Annotated in this window: 14 protein-coding genes, 2 tRNA genes and 1 pseudogene; 7 read left to right on the top strand and 10 right to left on the bottom strand. The window is 39.0% G+C overall.

Annotated elements, in window-relative coordinates; all coding sequences use genetic code 11:
- The first annotated feature begins 88 nt into the window (after positions 1 to 88).
- Positions 89 to 1,299, top strand: a pseudogene (locus P20652_RS17500) (EAL domain-containing protein).
- A 31-nt stretch (positions 1,300 to 1,330) separates the two neighbouring features.
- On the opposite strand, the gene P20652_RS14190 reads toward P20652_RS17500, so the two are convergent.
- The gene (locus tag P20652_RS14190) at positions 1,331 to 2,407 is read right to left on the bottom strand and encodes a hemolysin family protein (protein ID WP_008166477.1); all 1,077 of its coding nucleotides are present in this window, start codon (positions 2,405 to 2,407) and stop codon (positions 1,331 to 1,333) included.
- Positions 2,408 to 2,491: 84 nt separating this feature from the next.
- On the opposite strand from P20652_RS14190, the gene P20652_RS14195 reads away from it, so the two are divergent.
- Positions 2,492 to 4,987: a S9 family peptidase gene (locus P20652_RS14195; protein ID WP_008166474.1), complete on the top strand. Its 2,496-nt coding sequence runs from the start codon at positions 2,492 to 2,494 to the stop codon at positions 4,985 to 4,987.
- A 216-nt stretch (positions 4,988 to 5,203) separates the two neighbouring features.
- Entirely contained in the window at positions 5,204 to 5,908 is a 705-nt protein-coding gene (locus P20652_RS14200) for a response regulator transcription factor (RefSeq protein WP_008166471.1), read from the top strand.
- Here P20652_RS14200 and P20652_RS14205 read toward each other — a convergent pair.
- From P20652_RS14205 to nudE, 6 genes are all read right to left on the bottom strand, one after another.
- Positions 5,905 to 7,416, bottom strand: a complete 1,512-nt coding sequence (locus P20652_RS14205; RefSeq protein ID WP_002957914.1) for a YifB family Mg chelatase-like AAA ATPase — start codon at positions 7,414 to 7,416, stop codon at positions 5,905 to 5,907. The genes P20652_RS14200 and P20652_RS14205 overlap by 4 nt on opposite strands.
- A gap of 34 nt (positions 7,417 to 7,450) precedes the next feature.
- Complete coding sequence (locus P20652_RS14210; RefSeq protein WP_008166470.1) at positions 7,451 to 8,065, bottom strand: trimeric intracellular cation channel family protein; 615 nt, start codon at positions 8,063 to 8,065, stop codon at positions 7,451 to 7,453.
- A gap of 260 nt (positions 8,066 to 8,325) precedes the next feature.
- A tRNA-Met gene (locus tag P20652_RS17495) sits at positions 8,326 to 8,402 on the bottom strand.
- Between the two features lie 62 nt (positions 8,403 to 8,464).
- Positions 8,465 to 8,541, bottom strand: a tRNA-Met gene (locus tag P20652_RS17490).
- A gap of 136 nt (positions 8,542 to 8,677) precedes the next feature.
- Entirely contained in the window at positions 8,678 to 9,481 is an 804-nt protein-coding gene (cysQ, locus tag P20652_RS14215) for a 3'(2'),5'-bisphosphate nucleotidase CysQ (RefSeq protein ID WP_008166468.1), read from the bottom strand.
- The gene (nudE, locus tag P20652_RS14220; RefSeq protein ID WP_008166466.1) at positions 9,474 to 10,046 is read right to left on the bottom strand and encodes an ADP compounds hydrolase NudE; all 573 of its coding nucleotides are present in this window, start codon (positions 10,044 to 10,046) and stop codon (positions 9,474 to 9,476) included. Before nudE ends, cysQ begins: the two co-directional genes overlap by 8 nt.
- A 61-nt stretch (positions 10,047 to 10,107) precedes the next feature.
- Between nudE and yrfG the strand changes: the two genes are divergently transcribed.
- Positions 10,108 to 10,755: a GMP/IMP nucleotidase gene (gene yrfG, locus P20652_RS14225; RefSeq protein ID WP_008166464.1), complete on the top strand. Its 648-nt coding sequence runs from the start codon at positions 10,108 to 10,110 to the stop codon at positions 10,753 to 10,755.
- A 15-nt stretch (positions 10,756 to 10,770) separates the two neighbouring features.
- On the opposite strand, the gene P20652_RS14230 is transcribed toward yrfG, so the two are convergent.
- From P20652_RS14230 to P20652_RS14240, 3 genes are all read right to left on the bottom strand, one after another.
- Complete coding sequence (locus P20652_RS14230) at positions 10,771 to 11,394, bottom strand: dUTP diphosphatase (protein WP_008166462.1); 624 nt, start codon at positions 11,392 to 11,394, stop codon at positions 10,771 to 10,773.
- Between the two features lie 105 nt (positions 11,395 to 11,499).
- The gene (locus P20652_RS14235; protein WP_008166460.1) at positions 11,500 to 11,868 is read right to left on the bottom strand and encodes a YacL family protein; all 369 of its coding nucleotides are present in this window, start codon (positions 11,866 to 11,868) and stop codon (positions 11,500 to 11,502) included.
- Positions 11,869 to 11,984: 116 nt separating this feature from the next.
- Positions 11,985 to 12,209: a hypothetical protein gene (locus P20652_RS14240; RefSeq protein WP_008166458.1), complete on the bottom strand. Its 225-nt coding sequence runs from the start codon at positions 12,207 to 12,209 to the stop codon at positions 11,985 to 11,987.
- A gap of 302 nt (positions 12,210 to 12,511) precedes the next feature.
- On the opposite strand from P20652_RS14240, the gene uvrD reads away from it, so the two are divergent.
- The 3 genes from uvrD to P20652_RS14255 all read left to right on the top strand — a co-directional run bounded on the left by uvrD (position 12,512) and on the right by P20652_RS14255 (position 17,676).
- Positions 12,512 to 14,677: a DNA helicase II gene (gene uvrD / locus P20652_RS14245; protein ID WP_008166456.1), complete on the top strand. Its 2,166-nt coding sequence runs from the start codon at positions 12,512 to 12,514 to the stop codon at positions 14,675 to 14,677.
- The gene (locus P20652_RS14250) at positions 14,655 to 16,724 is read left to right on the top strand and encodes a GNAT family N-acetyltransferase (RefSeq protein WP_008166454.1); all 2,070 of its coding nucleotides are present in this window, start codon (positions 14,655 to 14,657) and stop codon (positions 16,722 to 16,724) included. Before uvrD ends, P20652_RS14250 begins: the two co-directional genes overlap by 23 nt.
- A gap of 103 nt (positions 16,725 to 16,827) precedes the next feature.
- The gene (locus tag P20652_RS14255) at positions 16,828 to 17,676 is read left to right on the top strand and encodes a hypothetical protein (protein WP_008166452.1); all 849 of its coding nucleotides are present in this window, start codon (positions 16,828 to 16,830) and stop codon (positions 17,674 to 17,676) included.
- The last annotated feature ends 258 nt before the right edge of the window (positions 17,677 to 17,934 follow it).

Genomic DNA, 17,934 nt, shown 5'->3' with positions numbered 1-17,934 from the left:
TTTAAAATAAAACTATTTGATACAGACAAAAGAAGAAAACGCGACTACTTTTATAGTAACCAAAAACTATGTATTAAAAGAGATCACAGTGGATAAAATAGTACCTAATATTCTAGTTGTTGACGACTCAAAGGCTATTTTGATCGTTATGAAAGCTATACTTAGCGAATTGGGTATGTCTAATACTATAACTACATGCTTAAGCGCAAAAGAAGCGCTTGAAAAAGTAAAAATGGACATAAACTACTTTGATGCTATTTTTACTGATCTTAATATGCCTGAAATGGATGGTATGGAACTAATTCGTCATTTAGGAGGACTAAAATATCAAGGCGGTATTATTATTGTTTCTGAGATGGATCATAAAGTAATTAGTTTAGCGGCCAACCTCGCACAACAACATAACGCTCATCTAATTGGTAATATTTCAAAGCCAGTGCAGCTGTCTCAGGTAAGTAGGTTGCTTATTAAAGTGGCGCAATTAAACAGCCATACTTTATTGAAAGAGTCTGCTATTTCAAAAGATGAGCTTATTGAAGCATTAAAAACGATGAAGTAACACCTTTTTATCAACCAAAGATAAATGCCGATAGCAATAAAATCGAAAGTGTTGAAGTACTAGCGCGTATTTTATCAAGCAAAGATGGCAGTATTATTTTACCTAACCGTTTTATAAACGTTGCCGAGCAGCACAACTTAATAAATCAAATTACATTTTCTCTTTTTGAAAAAGCCACCAGCGAATTTAAAAATATCAAAGCGCAGCTAGGCCATGATTTTAAAATGGCATTTAACTTATCGCCAACACAGCTTGATGATTTAAATTGCCCCAATAAATTGTTATTAATTTTAAAACTAAATCAAATTATGCCTAGCAATATAATTATAGAAATAACTGAGCAACATGCACTCTCAAGCCTGACACAGTTAGAAACGCTAAACAGATTAAGGATGCACGGTTTTGGTTTATCATTAGACGACTTTGGGGTCGGTTTTACTAATATAAACCAACTTAGAAACCTTCCTTTTACTGAAGTTAAAATAGACCGCTCTTTAATCAGTCACATAGAAACAGACCTATTCTCTCAAGTTGTTGTGAGCTCATTATTTAATATTACGAGTAAAGATCATTTAGATTTAGTGGCAGAAGGAGTGGAACGTCAAGAAGAGCTGACGTATCTAAAGCACTATAAAAGAAATTTAGCCATACAAGGTTTTTTATTTAGTTGCCCTAAACCACAAGACGAATTTATATCTTGGGCTAAAGATTGGCTAAAAACTTATAAAAGCCCTGCTTAAAGTATTATAAAATTTACTCAGGGCAGATTAACTAATTATCACCTCGGGTATGTTTATCCTCTTCACTGACTATATGCGCACTACTCGCTAACCGTTTGCGCCAACGCTGTCTTGCTACTGCGCGCATATTCGTGGATTGGTCTCGTTCATCGACAATTTCTAATCCCATTAAAGCCTCAATCATATCCTCTAGCGTTACAATTCCTTGAACGTCACCGTACTCATCTACAACTAAGCATATATGCGTACGTTTTGTTAAAAGAGTTTGCAGTAAAGATGATACATTTTGAGAACTAGGCACCGTATAAATGGGCTTAATCAACTTACTAATTTTATAGTCGGTACCTAATCGATGAAACGCCAGCATAATATCGTTTTTATGCACAAACCCAACAATATCATCAGCATCTTTGTCAAAAACTAGTACGCGAGAAAACGATGATGACCCGTGCTCATTTAAATACTGATTAACAGTTAAGTCTTTTTGAATTTTAAAAATAACCGTTCGAGGCGTCATTAAGTCACATAATTTGGCATGCTTAAAGTGCAGAAGGTTACGGATAATATCAGACTCATCCTGATGTAATGCACCTGACTCTGTTCCTATATCAGCCATGGCCTCTATTTCCTGACGAATATAGTAAGCCTCATTGTGTTTTGGACCCATTAAATTTGTTAGCTTTTGAGCAAACCATACAAAAGGCTTTAGCGATATAACTAAAAACCGCAAAGCGTAAGTAACACTTGGGGTTAAAGCTCGCCAGTAATTAGCTCCCAAGGTTTTAGGTATAATTTCAGAAAGGATTAATACGAGGAATGTCATAATAGCTGATGCAATACCTACCGCTGCATCGGAAAACACGACTGCCGCTTGTGCCCCTACCCCCGCTGCACCTGCTGTATGGGCAACTGTATTTAAAGTTAAAATAGCAGCTAAAGGCTGATCTATATTGTTTTTAAGCTTTTCGAGTTGTTTAGCAAGCTCAGGGTGTTCTTTTCTAAGTGAGGCAACATAGCTGGGCGAAATACTTAATAGCACTGCCTCCATCACAGAACATAAAAACGAAATAACAATCGCCACTACCATATAAACTATCAGTAAAGTCACTTTCTCTCCTCTATATTGGATATGTGAGCATGTTAACAATACATGCTATATTTAGCCAAACTTCCAATAATAATAGGCACAATAATGAAATTTAGCGCACCTTGGTGTCATCAAAATAAGCTATTTAAACACGCAGCTACTTTTTTAACACTTAGTAGCTTAAGCTTTTCAGCACTAGCTGCCCCATTGGACAAATCAAAAATTCAGTTTATCGGCCCACTCGCCGAAGGCATGCAGTTGAAACCTTTTCAAACACCTCATGGCAATGCCATTATCAACAATTTATTGCCGCAATTACAAGCAGACTCAGAGAGTTTTTCTGTATTTGGAAAAAAACAAAACTGGCAGCCATTTGATAAAATTAATGCACTCACTTTAGGTGGCTTACAGGCACTAAAATTTAATATTGAAACAACCCGCTTTACACAGGGCACGCTTACCTTAAAAGGGATTGAGCAAGGTCAGTTATTTATTAACGGTGAACTACAAACTAGCGATAAAAAAAGCTATAAACTGGCTTTAAATAATAGTACTCATTCTGTTTTAATAGTAGCCCAACAAGTAGCTAATTGGCACGATGTAACGCTTGATTTTACGCCTAAAAGCGAGGTTGATAAAATTACACTTAGCGCCTCACAAACAAGACGCTTATCTGCAAAACAACTGTTTGATGCTCCTACAATTAACCAATTATCACTCGCACCGAATGCCAAGCAGTACGTTACTACAACGCGCACCTATAACGATAAAACACAGAACCAAGCAAATACAGTTACCGTTCTTAAAGACGCTGATAATCAAACACTTTATCGCTTTGAAGCAGGCCAACCAAGTAACATTATTTGGAGTCCAGATAACCAATATTTAGTGTATTTGTTAAATGGTGAGCTCAAACAACTTAACCGTAAAAACTTCTCAATAAAAACATTAGCAAACGATTTAGAAGGAGCTAATGGCTTTACCTTTTATAACGACACAAGCCTTTTGTTTAGCTGGTCTAAATCACCTGAGAGCACTAACAGCTTAACCAAGCACTATAAAGGCCTACAAGATCGCTGGTCGTATGCACGCACCACTAGCCAGATTTATATATTTGATACAAAAAGTGGCTTAACAAAAGCGCTTAGCCAAGGTCCTATTTCTTACAGCCTTGAAGATTCAAATAGTAACCGTGGCAAAATATTAATGAGCCGCCCAGTAATGGCAATGCAAGCATCAACTCACCCAGAAACAGAGTTAGTCGAACTCGATTTAAAATCAAACAAGCTTTCATCGCTTGGTAAATTTAAAACGTTTAATTTAGCTAAATACGCAAATAAAGATATTTATGTAGTTGCAGGCCCTGACTTTAAAAATGGCGCAGGCAGAGCACTACCAAAAGCAATGCTTGCTAATAACTACGATGGGCAACTTTACCTACTTACTGAAAGCGGTAAAAACGTAAAAGCACTTAGTAAACAATTCGACCCCGCTATTGGCCAACTGCACGTTTTAGAAAATGGCGATGCGCTTATTAAAGTAACAGAGCAAGACACTCAACCACTTTACCTATTTGATTTAAGTAAACAGCGCTTTAAAAAGTTAAATGCAGGATTGGATATAGTTGAACAATTTAGTTACTCACACGACCGTAATACCGAAATTTTATTAAGTGGCACTAACGCTTTAGCGCCACAACAGCTAAAGCGCCTGAACGTAAATAAAAATAAAACAGATTTAATATGGGATTCAAAACCAAGTAGCTATGCAAATACACGACTCCCTACATTAGAAGAGTTTAATTTTAAAAATAAAAGCGGTGTTGAAATAACGGGCCGCGTTTACATTCCGAGCAATTTAGATAAAACTAAAAAGCATCCGGCGCTCGTGTATTACTACGGCGGTACTTCACCCGTTACACGTGGATTTACAGATCGTTACCCGTTTAACTTATGGGCAGAAAATGGCTATGTTGTTTATGTAGTGCAACCTACTGGCGCAACAGGGTTTGGGCAAAAATTCTCAGCGCAGCATGTTAATGCTTGGGGCGACTACACTACAGACGATATTATCGAAGGCACGCAAGCCTTTTTAAATAAATACAACTATGTTGATAGTAAAAAAGTAGGTAACTTAGGGGCATCATACGGTGGCTTCATGACCATGTTATTAGCAACTAAAACCGATATATTTAGTGCTTCAATAGCGCATGCGGGTATTTCTAATATTACTTCGTATTGGGGTGAAGGTTGGTGGGGTTACCTATATTCTGGCGAAGCATCTAAAAAAAGCTTCCCGTGGAATAACCCTGAGCTTTACAGTCAACATAGCCCTGTATTTCATGCTGATAAAGTAACAACACCTATGCTACTTCTTCATGGCGATAGCGATACCAATGTACCTGTAGGTGAAAGCCTAACAATGTACACTGCGCTTAAACTACTTAATAAAGACGTAGAGTTAATAGAATACAAAGGCGCCGACCACCAAATATTTGCACGCGATAAACGATTTGACTGGTGGAACACCATGCTCGCGTACTTTGATAAAAAGCTTAAAGACGAGCCTCAATGGTGGGATTCAATGTATAAAAATGACTGAATCTGAATCCTCCTAATAACGACTTAATACATATTTATTAATTGTAGTATTAATTATTTAGCACCTTTTAATTAATTTAAAGGTGCTAACCTTACCCTCTTATAACGTCTTATACTTCTTTGAAATATTAAGTTACTTAAAACTAATAAACACCCTTCTCAGCATTTATATAATGGTGCTACCATACAGAGCTATAAGCATTCAAAATAAAGTAATATGGCTATTAATGTTTTATTGGTTGAAGACGATGAACTACTCGTTAAACGCATCCAAAATCACTTTGCAGATACCGAATTTACAATAGAAGTAGACCCAACTGGCGCTGATGCACTTAACATTGTAAGGCAGAGGGTAAACCTGCGCGGTGCTATATTATTAGCCATAATTGACATTGTTCTGCCAAAGCGCGATGGGCTTCAGCTAGCAAAAGAATTAAACACACTTACCGATATTGGCGTTATTTTATTATCGAGTCGTGACTCCCAAGCCGATCGTATTGCTGGCCTTGCACAAGGTGCTGACGACTATATTTGTAAGCCCGTCGATTTACTTGAGTTAGAGCTTCGCATGCGTGCGCTCTATAAGCGTGTTGCCGTTAACCTAGAAGACGACGAAAGCGAAGAGTTTATAGAATATGCTGACTTCAAGCTTCATCCTGATAACCGCACATTAATTACTGCTGCGGGCGTTGAATCACGCTTGACCGAAGCCGAACATAAAGTGCTTATTTGTTTAATCAGTAATGCAGGCAAAGCCACATCCCGTGAAAAGATATCAGAAAAAATAGGCCAGCCTGATTGGAGCCCAAACGATCGTACTGTTGATGTGCTTATTGGTCGTTTACGTAAAAAATTAAATGACGAAAAAGATCAAAAACGCATCGTTACCGTACGCGGTAAAGGTTATATGCTTTCTATTTAATACTTAGTTAATTGCGCAATAAGGCGCTCAAATGCGCGGTAATTAAGTGCTTCTTTAAGCTCATTTAAACTAATGTTTTCAGCGCCTTTTAAATCACTAATAGTCCGCGCCACCTTAATTACTCTATGATAAGAGCGTGGCGATAACGACAACTTCTCGCTTGCTCTGGCTAAAAATTGCAACTCTGCAGGCGCAAGTTCACAGTGCACACTCATTTCTTTATTATTAAGTCTCGCATTAACCTTACCTTGGCGTTTTAGCTGCACATAATAAGCAGCCTCAACTCTTGCTCTAACCTCAGCACTGGTTTCCTCTGGTTTGGTACTTTGTAGCTCAACACTCGTTAAACGAGGTAGTTCTATTTGCAAATCAATACGGTCAATAAAAGGCCCCGACACGCGTGATAAATAACGCATAACTTGATCGGGAGTTGCCCGCTTATCAGTATGGCTCCCCGTTGGGCTTGGGTTTAATGCTGTAATAAGCTGAAACTGCGCAGGGAACTCCATTTGCCTAGCTGCACGTGAAATAGTAACGGTTCCGGTTTCCATTGGTTCGCGCAGGGAATCAAGCACCTTGCGTTCAAACTCAGGTAATTCGTCCAAGAAGAGCACACCATTATGTGCCAGTGAAATCTCACCCGGTTTAGGATTTGAAGAGCCCCCCACCAAAGCAACAGCTGAGCACGTATGATGTGGATTACGAAATGGCCGCTGTCGCCAATTAGTTAAATCTATGGATTGTCCAATAATAGAGTAAAGCGCAGCTGTCGAGATAGCTTCATCATCCGACATAGTAGGCATTATAGTTGCCATTCGCTGTGCAAGCATTGATTTACCAGTACCTGGAGGGCCTAAAAATAGTAAATTATGCCCGCCAGCTGCAGCAATTTCGAGTACTCGCTTTGCACCGGGCTGACCTTTAACATCGCTTAAATCGAGTAAAAAATCAGGGGCTTGAGTGCAGTCGGGGTACTCTATATTTAATGGCAAGGGTTGTTGATTAAGTAGGTCGCCCCATACTTCTTGAATAGAGCTTACGGCTTTGCGTTTAACGCCATTAACTAGGCTTGCTAGGCTATCGTTTGCAAGAGGTAAAAAGCAGCAACGATCTTGCTCTTTAGCAGCCAGTACTGAAGGTAAAATAGCGTTTACACCACGCACCTCGCCATTAAGAGCAAGCTCACCATAAAACTCATACTTATGAATGTCAGGACACACTATTTGCCCAGAGGCGACTAAAATACCTACCGCAATAGCAAGATCAAATCGACCGCCATCTTTTGGCAAGTCAGCAGGCGCTAAATTTACAGTTATTCGTTGATCTGGGAAACCAAATTGTGAGTTTTCGAGTGCGCTACGCACTCTGTCTTTTGATTCTTTAACAGACGCTTCGGGGAGCCCTACAATATGAAAAGCAGGTAAACCATTTCCTAGGTGAACTTCTACAATAACTTCGGGGGCATTGATCCCTACCTGCGCACGTGAAAATATACGAGCTAACGACATTCCTTATCCTAGTAAATAGTGTGATTACACCAGTTTAGTCAGGATATTTAAAAATGTGTAATGTGATCTGCCATTTTATCGCAGCCAAACGAAGTAATAAGGTCATTAACATACCTAATACCATTGCCATTTCAGTTACTAATGAAAAACTAATGCTTAGCGCATAAACGGTACCACCGGCAATACAGGTAATAGCGTAAAGCTCGCCTTTTAATAACATAGGAATTTCGCGGGCAAGTACGTCTCGAATTAAACCACCAAAACAGCCTGTAATTACACCCATTATTACTGCTGTCATATCTGGCATGCCAGCAAGTTGCGCTTTCTGGGTTCCCATTACGGCAAAAAAAGCCAAGCCAAATGCATCTGCTGTTTGTAAAATATAGTGAGGTATTGGCTTTTGTTTATTTATAAGACGTGCAGTTACAAATACAGAAGCCAGTATTGCAATAAAATAACTTTGGTCGTGCAACCAAAATACAGGAACATCTAAAATTAGATCACGTACTGTACCACCACCAATAGCGGTCACTGTAGCTAAAACAACTACACCAAAGCCATCCATTTTTTTCTCATACGCTAACAACGTGCCTGAAATAGCAAACACCGCAACGCCTATTAAATCAAACCAGTGGTAAAGTTCTGTCATGTGTATTGTTACTTAAAATATTTTAACCGTTTTAACATAAAACACTCTTTTTAAAAAATAAGTTCTTTGTTAAACATGATAGGTATTAGAGGAAAGTTATTAAATAAAGCAGAGTTTTATTAAAAACATGATCATTTTAACGAGTTAAATGACTCACTAGCTAAGTACAATTAGTATAGGGTATTTCATCAAACTTTAGACGCAAAAAGTCACTCAATAAAGAGTGCTACTTTGTTTTAATTTTAGATATTTAATTTCAGTGGTTGCGGGAGCCGGATTTGAACCGACGACCTTCGGGTTATGAGCCCGACGAGCTACCAGACTGCTCCATCCCGCGCCTGAAATTTGTAGACTTGTTTAAAGTTGCTTACATTACAACTTGGCTTCCAATTAAAGAATTGGTTGCGGGAGCCGGATTTGAACCGACGACCTTCGGGTTATGAGCCCGACGAGCTACCAGACTGCTCCATCCCGCGCCTGTAATTTCTTTAAAGCATTTTCGTAATATTTACGTGCCTGCCTTGAAGAGAGCGCTACTATATAGGAATAAACATTTAATGCAAGGCCTAAACTAATTAAAGTTGTTCAACCGAACAAAAAGCAATCAAATTGCTATTCTGCGCTCAACCTTTGATGTGGATTAATCATTTTTTGCCATTCCCAGTCGGGATGTCCCATCACTATAAAGTCAGGGTTCTCAGTACTCTCACGTTGGTTGTACGTTAACGGGTTAAATTCTGCATCGGTAATACAACCACCGGCTTCTTCAACAATAACTTGTGAAGCACCTGTATCCCACTCTCCCGTTGGACCAATTCTTAAAAAACAATCCGCTTTACCTTCTGCAACAATACAGGCCTTTAAAGAACACGAACCAATAGCAATCGTTGTAAACTGACTATTTAAATACTGACTCACCGCTTCAATTTTTTGGCGGCGACTCACTGCAAGCGTCAAGCTCTCTGGCGGCGCTACAGATATTTTCTTATCAATCGAGTTTTCACGTTTAAAGGCACCATTTTTAGCGGTAGCAAAATAAGTCACACCTTTTGCAGGCCAATGAATAACGCCAAGTACTGGGTGATTATTTTCAATCAATGCAATGTTTACTGCAAAGTCGCCACTTTCTAAAATAAATTCGCCTGTGCCATCCATCGGATCGAGCAACCAATAACGCTGCCAATCTTGTCTGTCGGCGAGTGCTGGTATAGGTGTTTCTTCCGACATAATAGGAATATCGGGCGCTAAGACTTTTAATCCAGCAACCAGTACGTCATTTGCTGCTAAATCAGCTTTAGTAACCGGCGTGTTATCTGATTTTTCTTGCTGACCAATATCGCCTTTTTTATAAATGGCCATAATTGCATCGCCTGCACGCTCAGCTAATTCAATACACGGTTCAATTAATTTATTCATCGGCAGCTCCAGACGCTAAATACTTATCTAATAATAGCAAAGCTGCAACACTGCGTGCTTCGGTAAAATCTTCTTGGTCTAATAATGACTGCCACTGAGTTAATGGCCACTTAACAACAACAAGCGGCTCTGGCTCGTCGCCAATAAGGGTTTGTGGGTATAATTGCTTAGCAAATAAAATATGCATAGTGGCATTAAAGTAACTCGGCGCCATTGTTACTGTTCTTAATGGTTTAAAATACTCAGCACCAAAGCCAATTTCTTCTTTAAGCTCTCTGTTAGCAGCTTGCTCTGGGGTTTCGCCCGGATCGATTAAGCCTTTAGGAAAACCTAACTGGTAATCGTTTGTGCCCGCACAGTATTCACGTACAAGCAGTAATTCGTTGTCTGCACTTAATGGAACAATCATCACCGCTCCCCGGCCACCGCCGCGAATTCGCTCATACTGGCGCTCTTCGTTATTAGAAAACTTTAGCTCTAAAGACTCCACAGTAAACAGGCGGCTTTTAGCGACAACATTGTTACTGAGGATTTGTGGTGGTACTGGGTGCTTTTTCTGTGTCATTGGCGTTAATTTGCTATCATGGCAGTTAGTTCAATAATAAACCTTATAAGTTGAAATTCCTATGTTAAATTGGTCAAAAATCGATACCGTTTTGCTCGACATGGATGGAACATTACTCGATTTACATTACGACAGTCATTTTTGGCTTAACGTTATTCCAGAGCAGCACGCATTAGCAAGGGGCATTAGCCTAGATGCAGCTAAAGCAGATATTTTAAAACGCTATCAAGCTGTGAGTGGTCAAATACAGTGGTATTGTTTAGATTATTGGGAGCAACAATTAAGCTTGCCTATAATGGAGCTTAAACGAGAGTCTCAGCATTTAATTAAAATGCGCGAAGACGTACCTCATTTTTTAACCGAGCTTAAAAAAGCAGGCAAAGAGTTAATTTTACTTACCAACGCCCACCCTGAGAGCGTCATGCTGAAATTTGAGCATACAGCGATTGATAACTACCTAGATGGTGTAGTGTCTACTCATGAATATGGAGTAAGTAAAGAGCAACAAAGTTTGTGGCACCAAGTACAAAAAGACTTAGGGTTTAATAAGCAGCGCACTTTGTTTGTAGATGACAGTGTGCCGGTATTAAATGCCGCACGAGAATACGGCATCGAGCACTTACTTGCAGTTGCTAACCCTGATAGCCAACAACCACATAACGAAATAGCCGATTACCTGAGTGTTACCGACTATCGTAAGATTATCTAACTCAACTTACGTGACTTAAATTTTTGGGTAACGCGCTTCTAGGCCTTGATATACTGACTTTGCAAAATCTGCATGTTCTGTATCAAGGCTTTTAACTACTTCAACTAAATGCTCGTTATCTTCTTGCCCGTTCCATTCTTTAATATAGCTACCGTCTTTGTAACCGTGATCTTGGCGGAAAAAGTTTAACGTATTTTTACCTACGTAGCCGCGATATAAATCATCAATATCCATATCCATTTGCGCCATACAGCCGGCAAATGCAGCGGCATTAAACGTTTTATCAGCAACAGCAGACGCCGCTAATATTTCTAGCGTTTGTTTAAAGTCATCCGCTTGTTGAGCATTACTAAGCTCAGATTCAAGTTGCTTTGCTAAGTCTTCGTAGCTAGTTTTGCCGTCAATTCTGAGCGACAGGCCAAAATGAAAAATATCAACCAACTCTAAAATAACTTGCTCGGTATCTGGTGTTTGTTTTTTCCACCATTTCCAACCATGATGATCTAGCATTTCAGCACACTCAACCCAAATAGCGCGGTACCATTCAAATCCTTGAGTAAACCATTGCTCATGTACTTTAGTATTCATGGCGTTTTGCATTTCTAGCATCACTACTAGCTTGTTTAAATTGGCAGACATATCAGTTCCTGTCGTTTTGGTTGGCGTAATTTTCGTTGGTGTAATAATACAGATAAAATGCTGATTGTGCATTGCCGTATATTTTCATTAGTGTGCTAGTTACATTTATCGTGAAGTAGTAAACTCATGCCAAGAATCAATTAAATCTATAAAATCTTCAAAGCCACAACCACTGCTTAAACCATTTTCTTCAAGCGCTAAATCATCATCTTGATACGCTATTAGGTCTTCGCTATCTTGATGAAGCGCATGGGCTTCAAATAATGCTTCGTCTTTCGTTAAGATTAAATCTATTTCTTGGCCTTTTAGCGTTAGCGGCTCAAAACTTGAACTTACCGATGCTATAAGCGCTTGCACCATAGCTACTTTATCTTTGCCTATTTCTTCGTTTAGCCAGCGGCCAATAATAGCGTGTTCACTGCTTATTTTAATACGAAGCCCGCTAATAGGATCGCGAATAAATTGATATTCCATAGGGTTTGCCTGTAAATCTTTAATTGCGTAATTATATACGTAAACGTTCGCAAACCACAGAACATATAAAGTAAAATAGCGCCACAAGGGCGCTATTTTACTCAGTTTTAAAGCCGTTAACTTCGCGATCTATAACGCGCAGCGTCAATAATCGACCATAAGTAAATAATAGGCACGAGTACAAAACCTACAAGCACATAAATTAGTGCGTAACTTATTATAATAGCAAGTGCAAAAAATATAGCCGCTAAAATACGCCCTTGCACTAACTGCCCTAAACCAGGAAAAAATATATTACATATTGCGGCGATTACGTTACCGCCAGAACCTTGATCTGCCATACTAACCTCTGTATTTATTTAATTTTATAATTATTTACTTACACACTTTATGCCAATTTATTAAAGCTTACAAATCAAATAGTTAAATTAGCCTAGATTTAGAGAGTTAGTAAATTTTGCTAATTTTAGGTCAAATTAGCAATTTTTGTTATGCGTTTACGCTTTTTATTCGCTTAATTAATTAGCAAGTTATTCGTTTTGAACACTATTTTATAAATAGCTGTTTATAAAAACAGTATTTTATTTAGCCTAACAAAAACACCTGTTATACTGCCAACAATATTGATTAAAAAGGCGTAACGATGGACGTTTCACAATTACTCGATGGCTTAAATGACAAACAACGCGATGCCGTTGCAGCCCCACTACAAAACATGCTGGTATTGGCAGGTGCTGGGTCTGGTAAAACACGAGTGTTAGTTCATCGTATTGCGTGGCTTATGCAAGTTGAGCAAGCATCAGCTTACAGTATTTTTGCAGTTACCTTTACTAATAAAGCCGCTAAAGAAATGCGTAGCCGCGTTGAAGAAACACTAAAAGCGCCTGTAGGTGGTATGTGGATTGGTACGTTCCATGGTTTGTCGCATCGTATTTTACGTGCTCATCACCGTGAAGCTAACTTACCAGAAGCTTTTCAAATTTTAGACTCTGACGATCAGCTTAGAATGATCAAGCGCTTATTAAAATCGATGAATATTGATGATAAAAAATGGCCCGCTAAGCAATTTGGCTGGTATATAAGCGCCAAAAAAGATGAAGCTCTTCGCCCTAAAGATATTCAAGCATACGATATTAATGAGCAAATGATGCTGCGTGTTTACGCCGCCTATCAAGAGGCCTGTGATAGAGCGGGCCTAGTTGATTTTGCTGAAATATTACTACGCAGCTACGAAGTGTTAAAAAATAATCCAACGTTACTGCGTCATTATCAGCAGCGCTTTGCACATATGCTCGTAGACGAGTTCCAAGATACAAATACCATTCAATATGCATGGTTAAAGTTACTAGCTGGCGATACTAACAGCATTATGATTGTAGGCGACGATGACCAAAGTATTTATGGTTGGCGTGGTGCTAAAATCGAAAACATCAAACGCTTTTTAACTGACTTTAGCGCAGAAACCATTCGTCTTGAACAAAACTACCGTTCAACCGCGACTATTTTGAAAGCGTCTAACGCATTAATTCAAAATAACTCAGAACGTATGGGTAAAAGCTTGTGGACCGACGGTAACGATGGCGAACCAATCTCTATTTATGCAGCATTTAATGAATTAGACGAAGCGCGCTTTGTAAGTAGCAAACTACGAAGCTGGTTAAATGCAGGTAATGCCCTGCAAGATGCCGCAATTTTATACCGTAGTAACGCGCAATCTCGTGTACTTGAGGAAGCCATGCTACAAGAAGGCTTAAAATACCGTATTTATGGTGGTATGCGATTCTTCGAACGACAAGAAATTAAAGATGCACTTTCGTATTTACGCCTAGTGGGTAATCGTCAAGACGATGCCGCATTTGAGCGTGTAATTAATACGCCAGCACGCGGTATTGGCGACAAAACATTGAGCCATATACGTGATTGTGCGCGAGCAGAATCGTTACCGCTTTGGTATGCCGCAAAAGCAATTGTAGAACAACAACATTTATCTGGTCGTGCTTCTGGTGCAGTAAGTAAGTTTGTAGAGCTAGTTGAACAAATTGAAGATAAAATTAGCGATCTAACTTTGCATGAGCAAGCCAAGTACACAATTCAAACCTCTGGCTTGATGGCAATGTACCAAGCTGAAAAAGGTGAAAAAGGCCGTGCTCGCGTAGAAAACTTAGAAGAGCTAATTAGCGCTTGTGATCAGTATGAACTTCCTGAAGACGAAGAATACAGCTCGCCTTTACAAGGCTTTTTAGCACATACATCACTTGAGTCAGGTGAAGGACAAGCAGAAGAGCACGAAGACGCTGTACAAATGATGACGCTTCACTCAGCTAAAGGCTTAGAGTTTCCATTAGTGTTTATGGTGGGCGTAGAAGAAGGAATGTTTCCTTCTCAGCAAAGTAACGAAGAGTCGGGCCGCTTAGAAGAAGAGCGCCGTCTTTGTTATGTAGGTATGACACGAGCAATGGATAAGTTATATATTAGCCATGCTGAGAGTCGCCGCTTATACGGCCAAGAAAAGTACCATAGCCCATCACGCTTTTTACGCGAAATACCTGAGGACTGCGTAGAAGAAATCCGTATTAAAACACAGGTTTCTCGCCCACCTGCCGCCGGACGTTTTAGCGCATCAGTTAGTCATGCCGCATTTGAAGACAGTGGCTTTAACTTAGGACAACGAGTTTTGCATGCTAAGTTTGGTATTGGTACCGTACTTAATTACGAAGGCAGTGGCGCGCAATCTCGCGTACAAGTTAACTTTGACGACCTTGGCAGTAAATGGTTAGTAACGGCCTATGCACGATTACAAGCTGTATAAAGCTCATCTAAGTGAGTTAGAACAACAACTAGCTGACGCGTATCATCGTCAGCTAGTGCTAATTACTGGCAGCTCAGCTTGGTGTTATGAATTACTCAACTCATTAATAGATGAAAACAGTACACTTGTTGTATCCAAGCAGTGTGCGCTTAAAAATTCATACTGGCCTACCCGCACTCACCAAATTTTAGGGCAAGAATTTGCTCATGCTGTTTACGATGGTTTTAGTGGTTTGCACCCCGATAAACTTGCAGCACTTGCCGGCACCGTTAAAGCAGGCGGTATACTGTTTTTATTGATGCCCGAATTAAATGATTTAGCTTCTTGGCAAGACCCCGCTTTAAGTACCGTGCAATCATACGGTCAGAGCATTGACTACAGTTTATTTAATCAACGCTTCGCGACTATTATTAAGCCATTACCCGCTTTTCATTTTAGTGAAAAAAATGGCTGTATTAGTAATCACGCTAGCTATGTAATGCATAATAAAATTGATTATCTACCACAGCAAAACTGCGTTGAGCAAATAGTAAAAGTAGCTAATGGTCGTGCCAACAGACCTTTACTTATTAATGCAGATAGAGGCAGAGGCAAGTCGGCAGCACTTGGCTTAGCAGCGGCAAAACTAACTGATAAAAAAATAATTATTTGCAGCACTCAGTTTAAAGCGACCCATAGTAGCTTTAAACATTTGGCCCAAGAGTTAGACCTGCAATACAACGCTGAATATAAACAGCTCGCCAACTTGCAGTACGTAGCACCCGATGCATTATTAAATACGCTACCTGAGTGCGATTTATTGCTCGTTGATGAAGCTGCAGCAATCCCTGTTCCGTTATTATTAGAAATGCTAGCTCATTACCCTCGTATAGTCTTTGCAAGCACACTAGTTGGGTATGAGGGTAATGGTAGGGGTTATACAATTCGCTTTAGTAACTACATAAAAGCACACTATAAAGCTTCTAAAGTCATAACGCTTGATGAGCCACTGCGCTTTGCTAAACACGACCCCCTTGAGAAGCACACACGCACTTTGTTTGCACTTGATGCACAATATAAAGAGTTAAGTAGTGATCAATTAAAGCAGCCAGTACATAGTGAAATAGCTCAGCAATTCCTCGTAAACAATGAACCTTTACTGCAACAACTTATTGCCCTGCTTGCATTGGCTCATTATCAAAGTAGTGTAAATGATTTACGCCAACTACTAGATGCACCATCGCAACGACTATTCATTAGCCAAGTTAATAATCAATTAGTTGGTGTATGCTTAATCGCAATAGAAGGTGGTTTAAGTGAAGGACTTGCTCAGCAAGTTATTAATGGAGAGCGCCGTCCGCAAGGGCACTTAATGGCACAAACACTATCACAACTTAGTTTTAATAATGGCTGCTTAACACAACTAAGTGCTCGCGTTGTCCGAATAGCAATTGATCCAAGCTCACACAATATTGGGCTTGGTAAAAAGTTACTTAGTTATTGTGAGTCACAGGTAAAAAAACAATGCTGTTGGTTTGGTGCAAGCTTTGGTGCAACAGCGCAATTGCTTAACTTTTGGCAGAACCAAGGCTTTAATACTGTAAAGCTGGGTTACCAACGCGATAAAAGCACAGCTGAGCATTCAGCACTTGTCGTTAAATGCTTAAATAACAAAAGTGCAATTATTCAACCTTTGAAAAAGCAGTTTAAAAACGACTTTTTTTATGCTCTTTTAACACACTTTAAAACACTAGATTGGCAACTTGTAAATATTATAATTGAAGGCTTTAGCGATGAGTTAGTAAGCCCCGATACTCGCGAACGATTAGCCTTGCTCGTAAACAGTAACTTCACTCAATTTAATATCTCTGCGACTCTTTGGCAGGTAGTGAATCAGTGTCCTTCTTGTATGTCTCAATTAATAGAGTCTGATAAACAACTTTTAATAAAGTTAGTGCTTCAAAATGAATGTAATGAAAAAGTGATTCAACACCTAGGTTTATTAGGAAAAAAACAGCTTGAAAATAAATTTAAACATGCCGTAAAAAACCTCACTAGCACCATCTAATAACCTCTAGTTACCTTAGCTCTATTAAATCTTATCTATCTTTAAGCTATTTATTTAATTTGTTCTATCCTTAAAGTATCAATAGGTAAATTAAGATAAAGGCATGGAATTAATAAACTTTAAAGTGGGCTGCAAAACAATTTCACTTAAAATACTCGATATTTTATTAACAGAGCGCTTTGACAATAATCTAACAACTTTACCAAACAATAATAAAAGCTTTATTGGTGTTAAAGATTATATGGATATACCAACACCTGTATTTGATTTAGGTATTATTTTAAATAATATCTCAACCGAACAAAGTAATGCGCATGTACTAAAACAACTAAGAACATGGCAAGAAAAACTATTAAACTGGTTCAATACCCTTCAAAGTAACTTGCTAAATAGCTCGGCTTCTATTTCAAGCAATGATGCAGAACTACAAGATTTTGTTCTGTTTTACAAAGAGTTCAACACCGATAATGAAGACTTAAAACTAACAATGTCTCGACTTAACGAACCTTTCCAATCATTGCTAGAAACGGTAAAAGAAGCTATATCAGCTCATAATCAAAGCGATTATAAACAAGTATCAGCTCTGCTCGAAAAAATTAAGCGTAGTAACCTAATTCAGCTAGAGCGTTTATTCGAATCAGCTAAAGAGCAAATAACCTTAGACTATAAACCTATTATTGTTTTTACCACTAAAGACGGCTTAAACCCACACGTAGGGTTATTGGTAGATAAAGTCGAAGATAATATCGACTATAAAAAAGAAGACATTAAATCACTAGATAAGCTCACTGAGGTTGGTTTTGATCTAGACCCACAAACTAAAAATATGATGCGAGGATTAATCAAGCTTTCACAAAAGCACAGTGTATTAATTGATCCAAGCGTAATATTTAAACCAACACAACTAGAAGAATCTGAAAGTGAAGAAACTCAAGCTTACGGACTATTTTAAATAGCCTTTAGATTTGGTTATAAACTTTAGTACTGAAGTAATGAGCTATTCAGCTCGACTTGTACATTTAGATAAATTGGAGAGAAATCGAGTGCGTACTCATATTCTACTTTTCTGCAGACGTAAAAAAGCCCGAATCGCTAGATCCGGACCTTCTAGAATTTGAAGTCGGTGCAATGTCGTAGTGCCTACAGCGGTAGAAAGTCACGTAGCAAATGCTACTTTATTGGCCGACTGAGATATTGAGGGGCTTTGTTG

Source organism: Pseudoalteromonas sp. BSi20652, from assembly GCF_000239855.1.
Lineage (GTDB): Bacteria > Pseudomonadota > Gammaproteobacteria > Enterobacterales > Alteromonadaceae > Pseudoalteromonas.
Note: the sequence above shows the minus strand (reverse complement) of the source record. Positions and strands in the feature narration are given on the sequence as shown.

Bases quoted from the DNA above. Each gene is read 5' to 3' on its own strand.
- uvrD (WP_008166456.1), top strand. From the start codon at position 12,512: ATGGACGTTTCACAATTACTCGATGGCTTAAATGACAAACAACGCGAT.
- P20652_RS14200 (WP_008166471.1), top strand. From the start codon at position 5,204: ATGGCTATTAATGTTTTATTGGTTGAAGACGATGAACTACTCGTTAAA.
- P20652_RS14240 (WP_008166458.1), bottom strand. From the start codon at position 12,209: ATGGCAGATCAAGGTTCTGGCGGTAACGTAATCGCCGCAATATGTAAT.
- P20652_RS14230 (WP_008166462.1), bottom strand. From the start codon at position 11,394: ATGTCTGCCAATTTAAACAAGCTAGTAGTGATGCTAGAAATGCAAAAC.
- nudE (WP_008166466.1), bottom strand. From the start codon at position 10,046: ATGACACAGAAAAAGCACCCAGTACCACCACAAATCCTCAGTAACAAT.
- yrfG (WP_008166464.1), top strand. From the start codon at position 10,108: ATGTTAAATTGGTCAAAAATCGATACCGTTTTGCTCGACATGGATGGA.
- P20652_RS14235 (WP_008166460.1), bottom strand. From the start codon at position 11,868: ATGGAATATCAATTTATTCGCGATCCTATTAGCGGGCTTCGTATTAAA.
- cysQ (WP_008166468.1), bottom strand. From the start codon at position 9,481: ATGAATAAATTAATTGAACCGTGTATTGAATTAGCTGAGCGTGCAGGC.
- P20652_RS14250 (WP_008166454.1), top strand. From the start codon at position 14,655: ATGCACGATTACAAGCTGTATAAAGCTCATCTAAGTGAGTTAGAACAA.
- P20652_RS14205 (WP_002957914.1), bottom strand. From the start codon at position 7,416: ATGTCGTTAGCTCGTATATTTTCACGTGCGCAGGTAGGGATCAATGCC.
- P20652_RS14195 (WP_008166474.1), top strand. From the start codon at position 2,492: ATGAAATTTAGCGCACCTTGGTGTCATCAAAATAAGCTATTTAAACAC.
- P20652_RS14210 (WP_008166470.1), bottom strand. From the start codon at position 8,065: ATGACAGAACTTTACCACTGGTTTGATTTAATAGGCGTTGCGGTGTTT.
- P20652_RS14255 (WP_008166452.1), top strand. From the start codon at position 16,828: ATGGAATTAATAAACTTTAAAGTGGGCTGCAAAACAATTTCACTTAAA.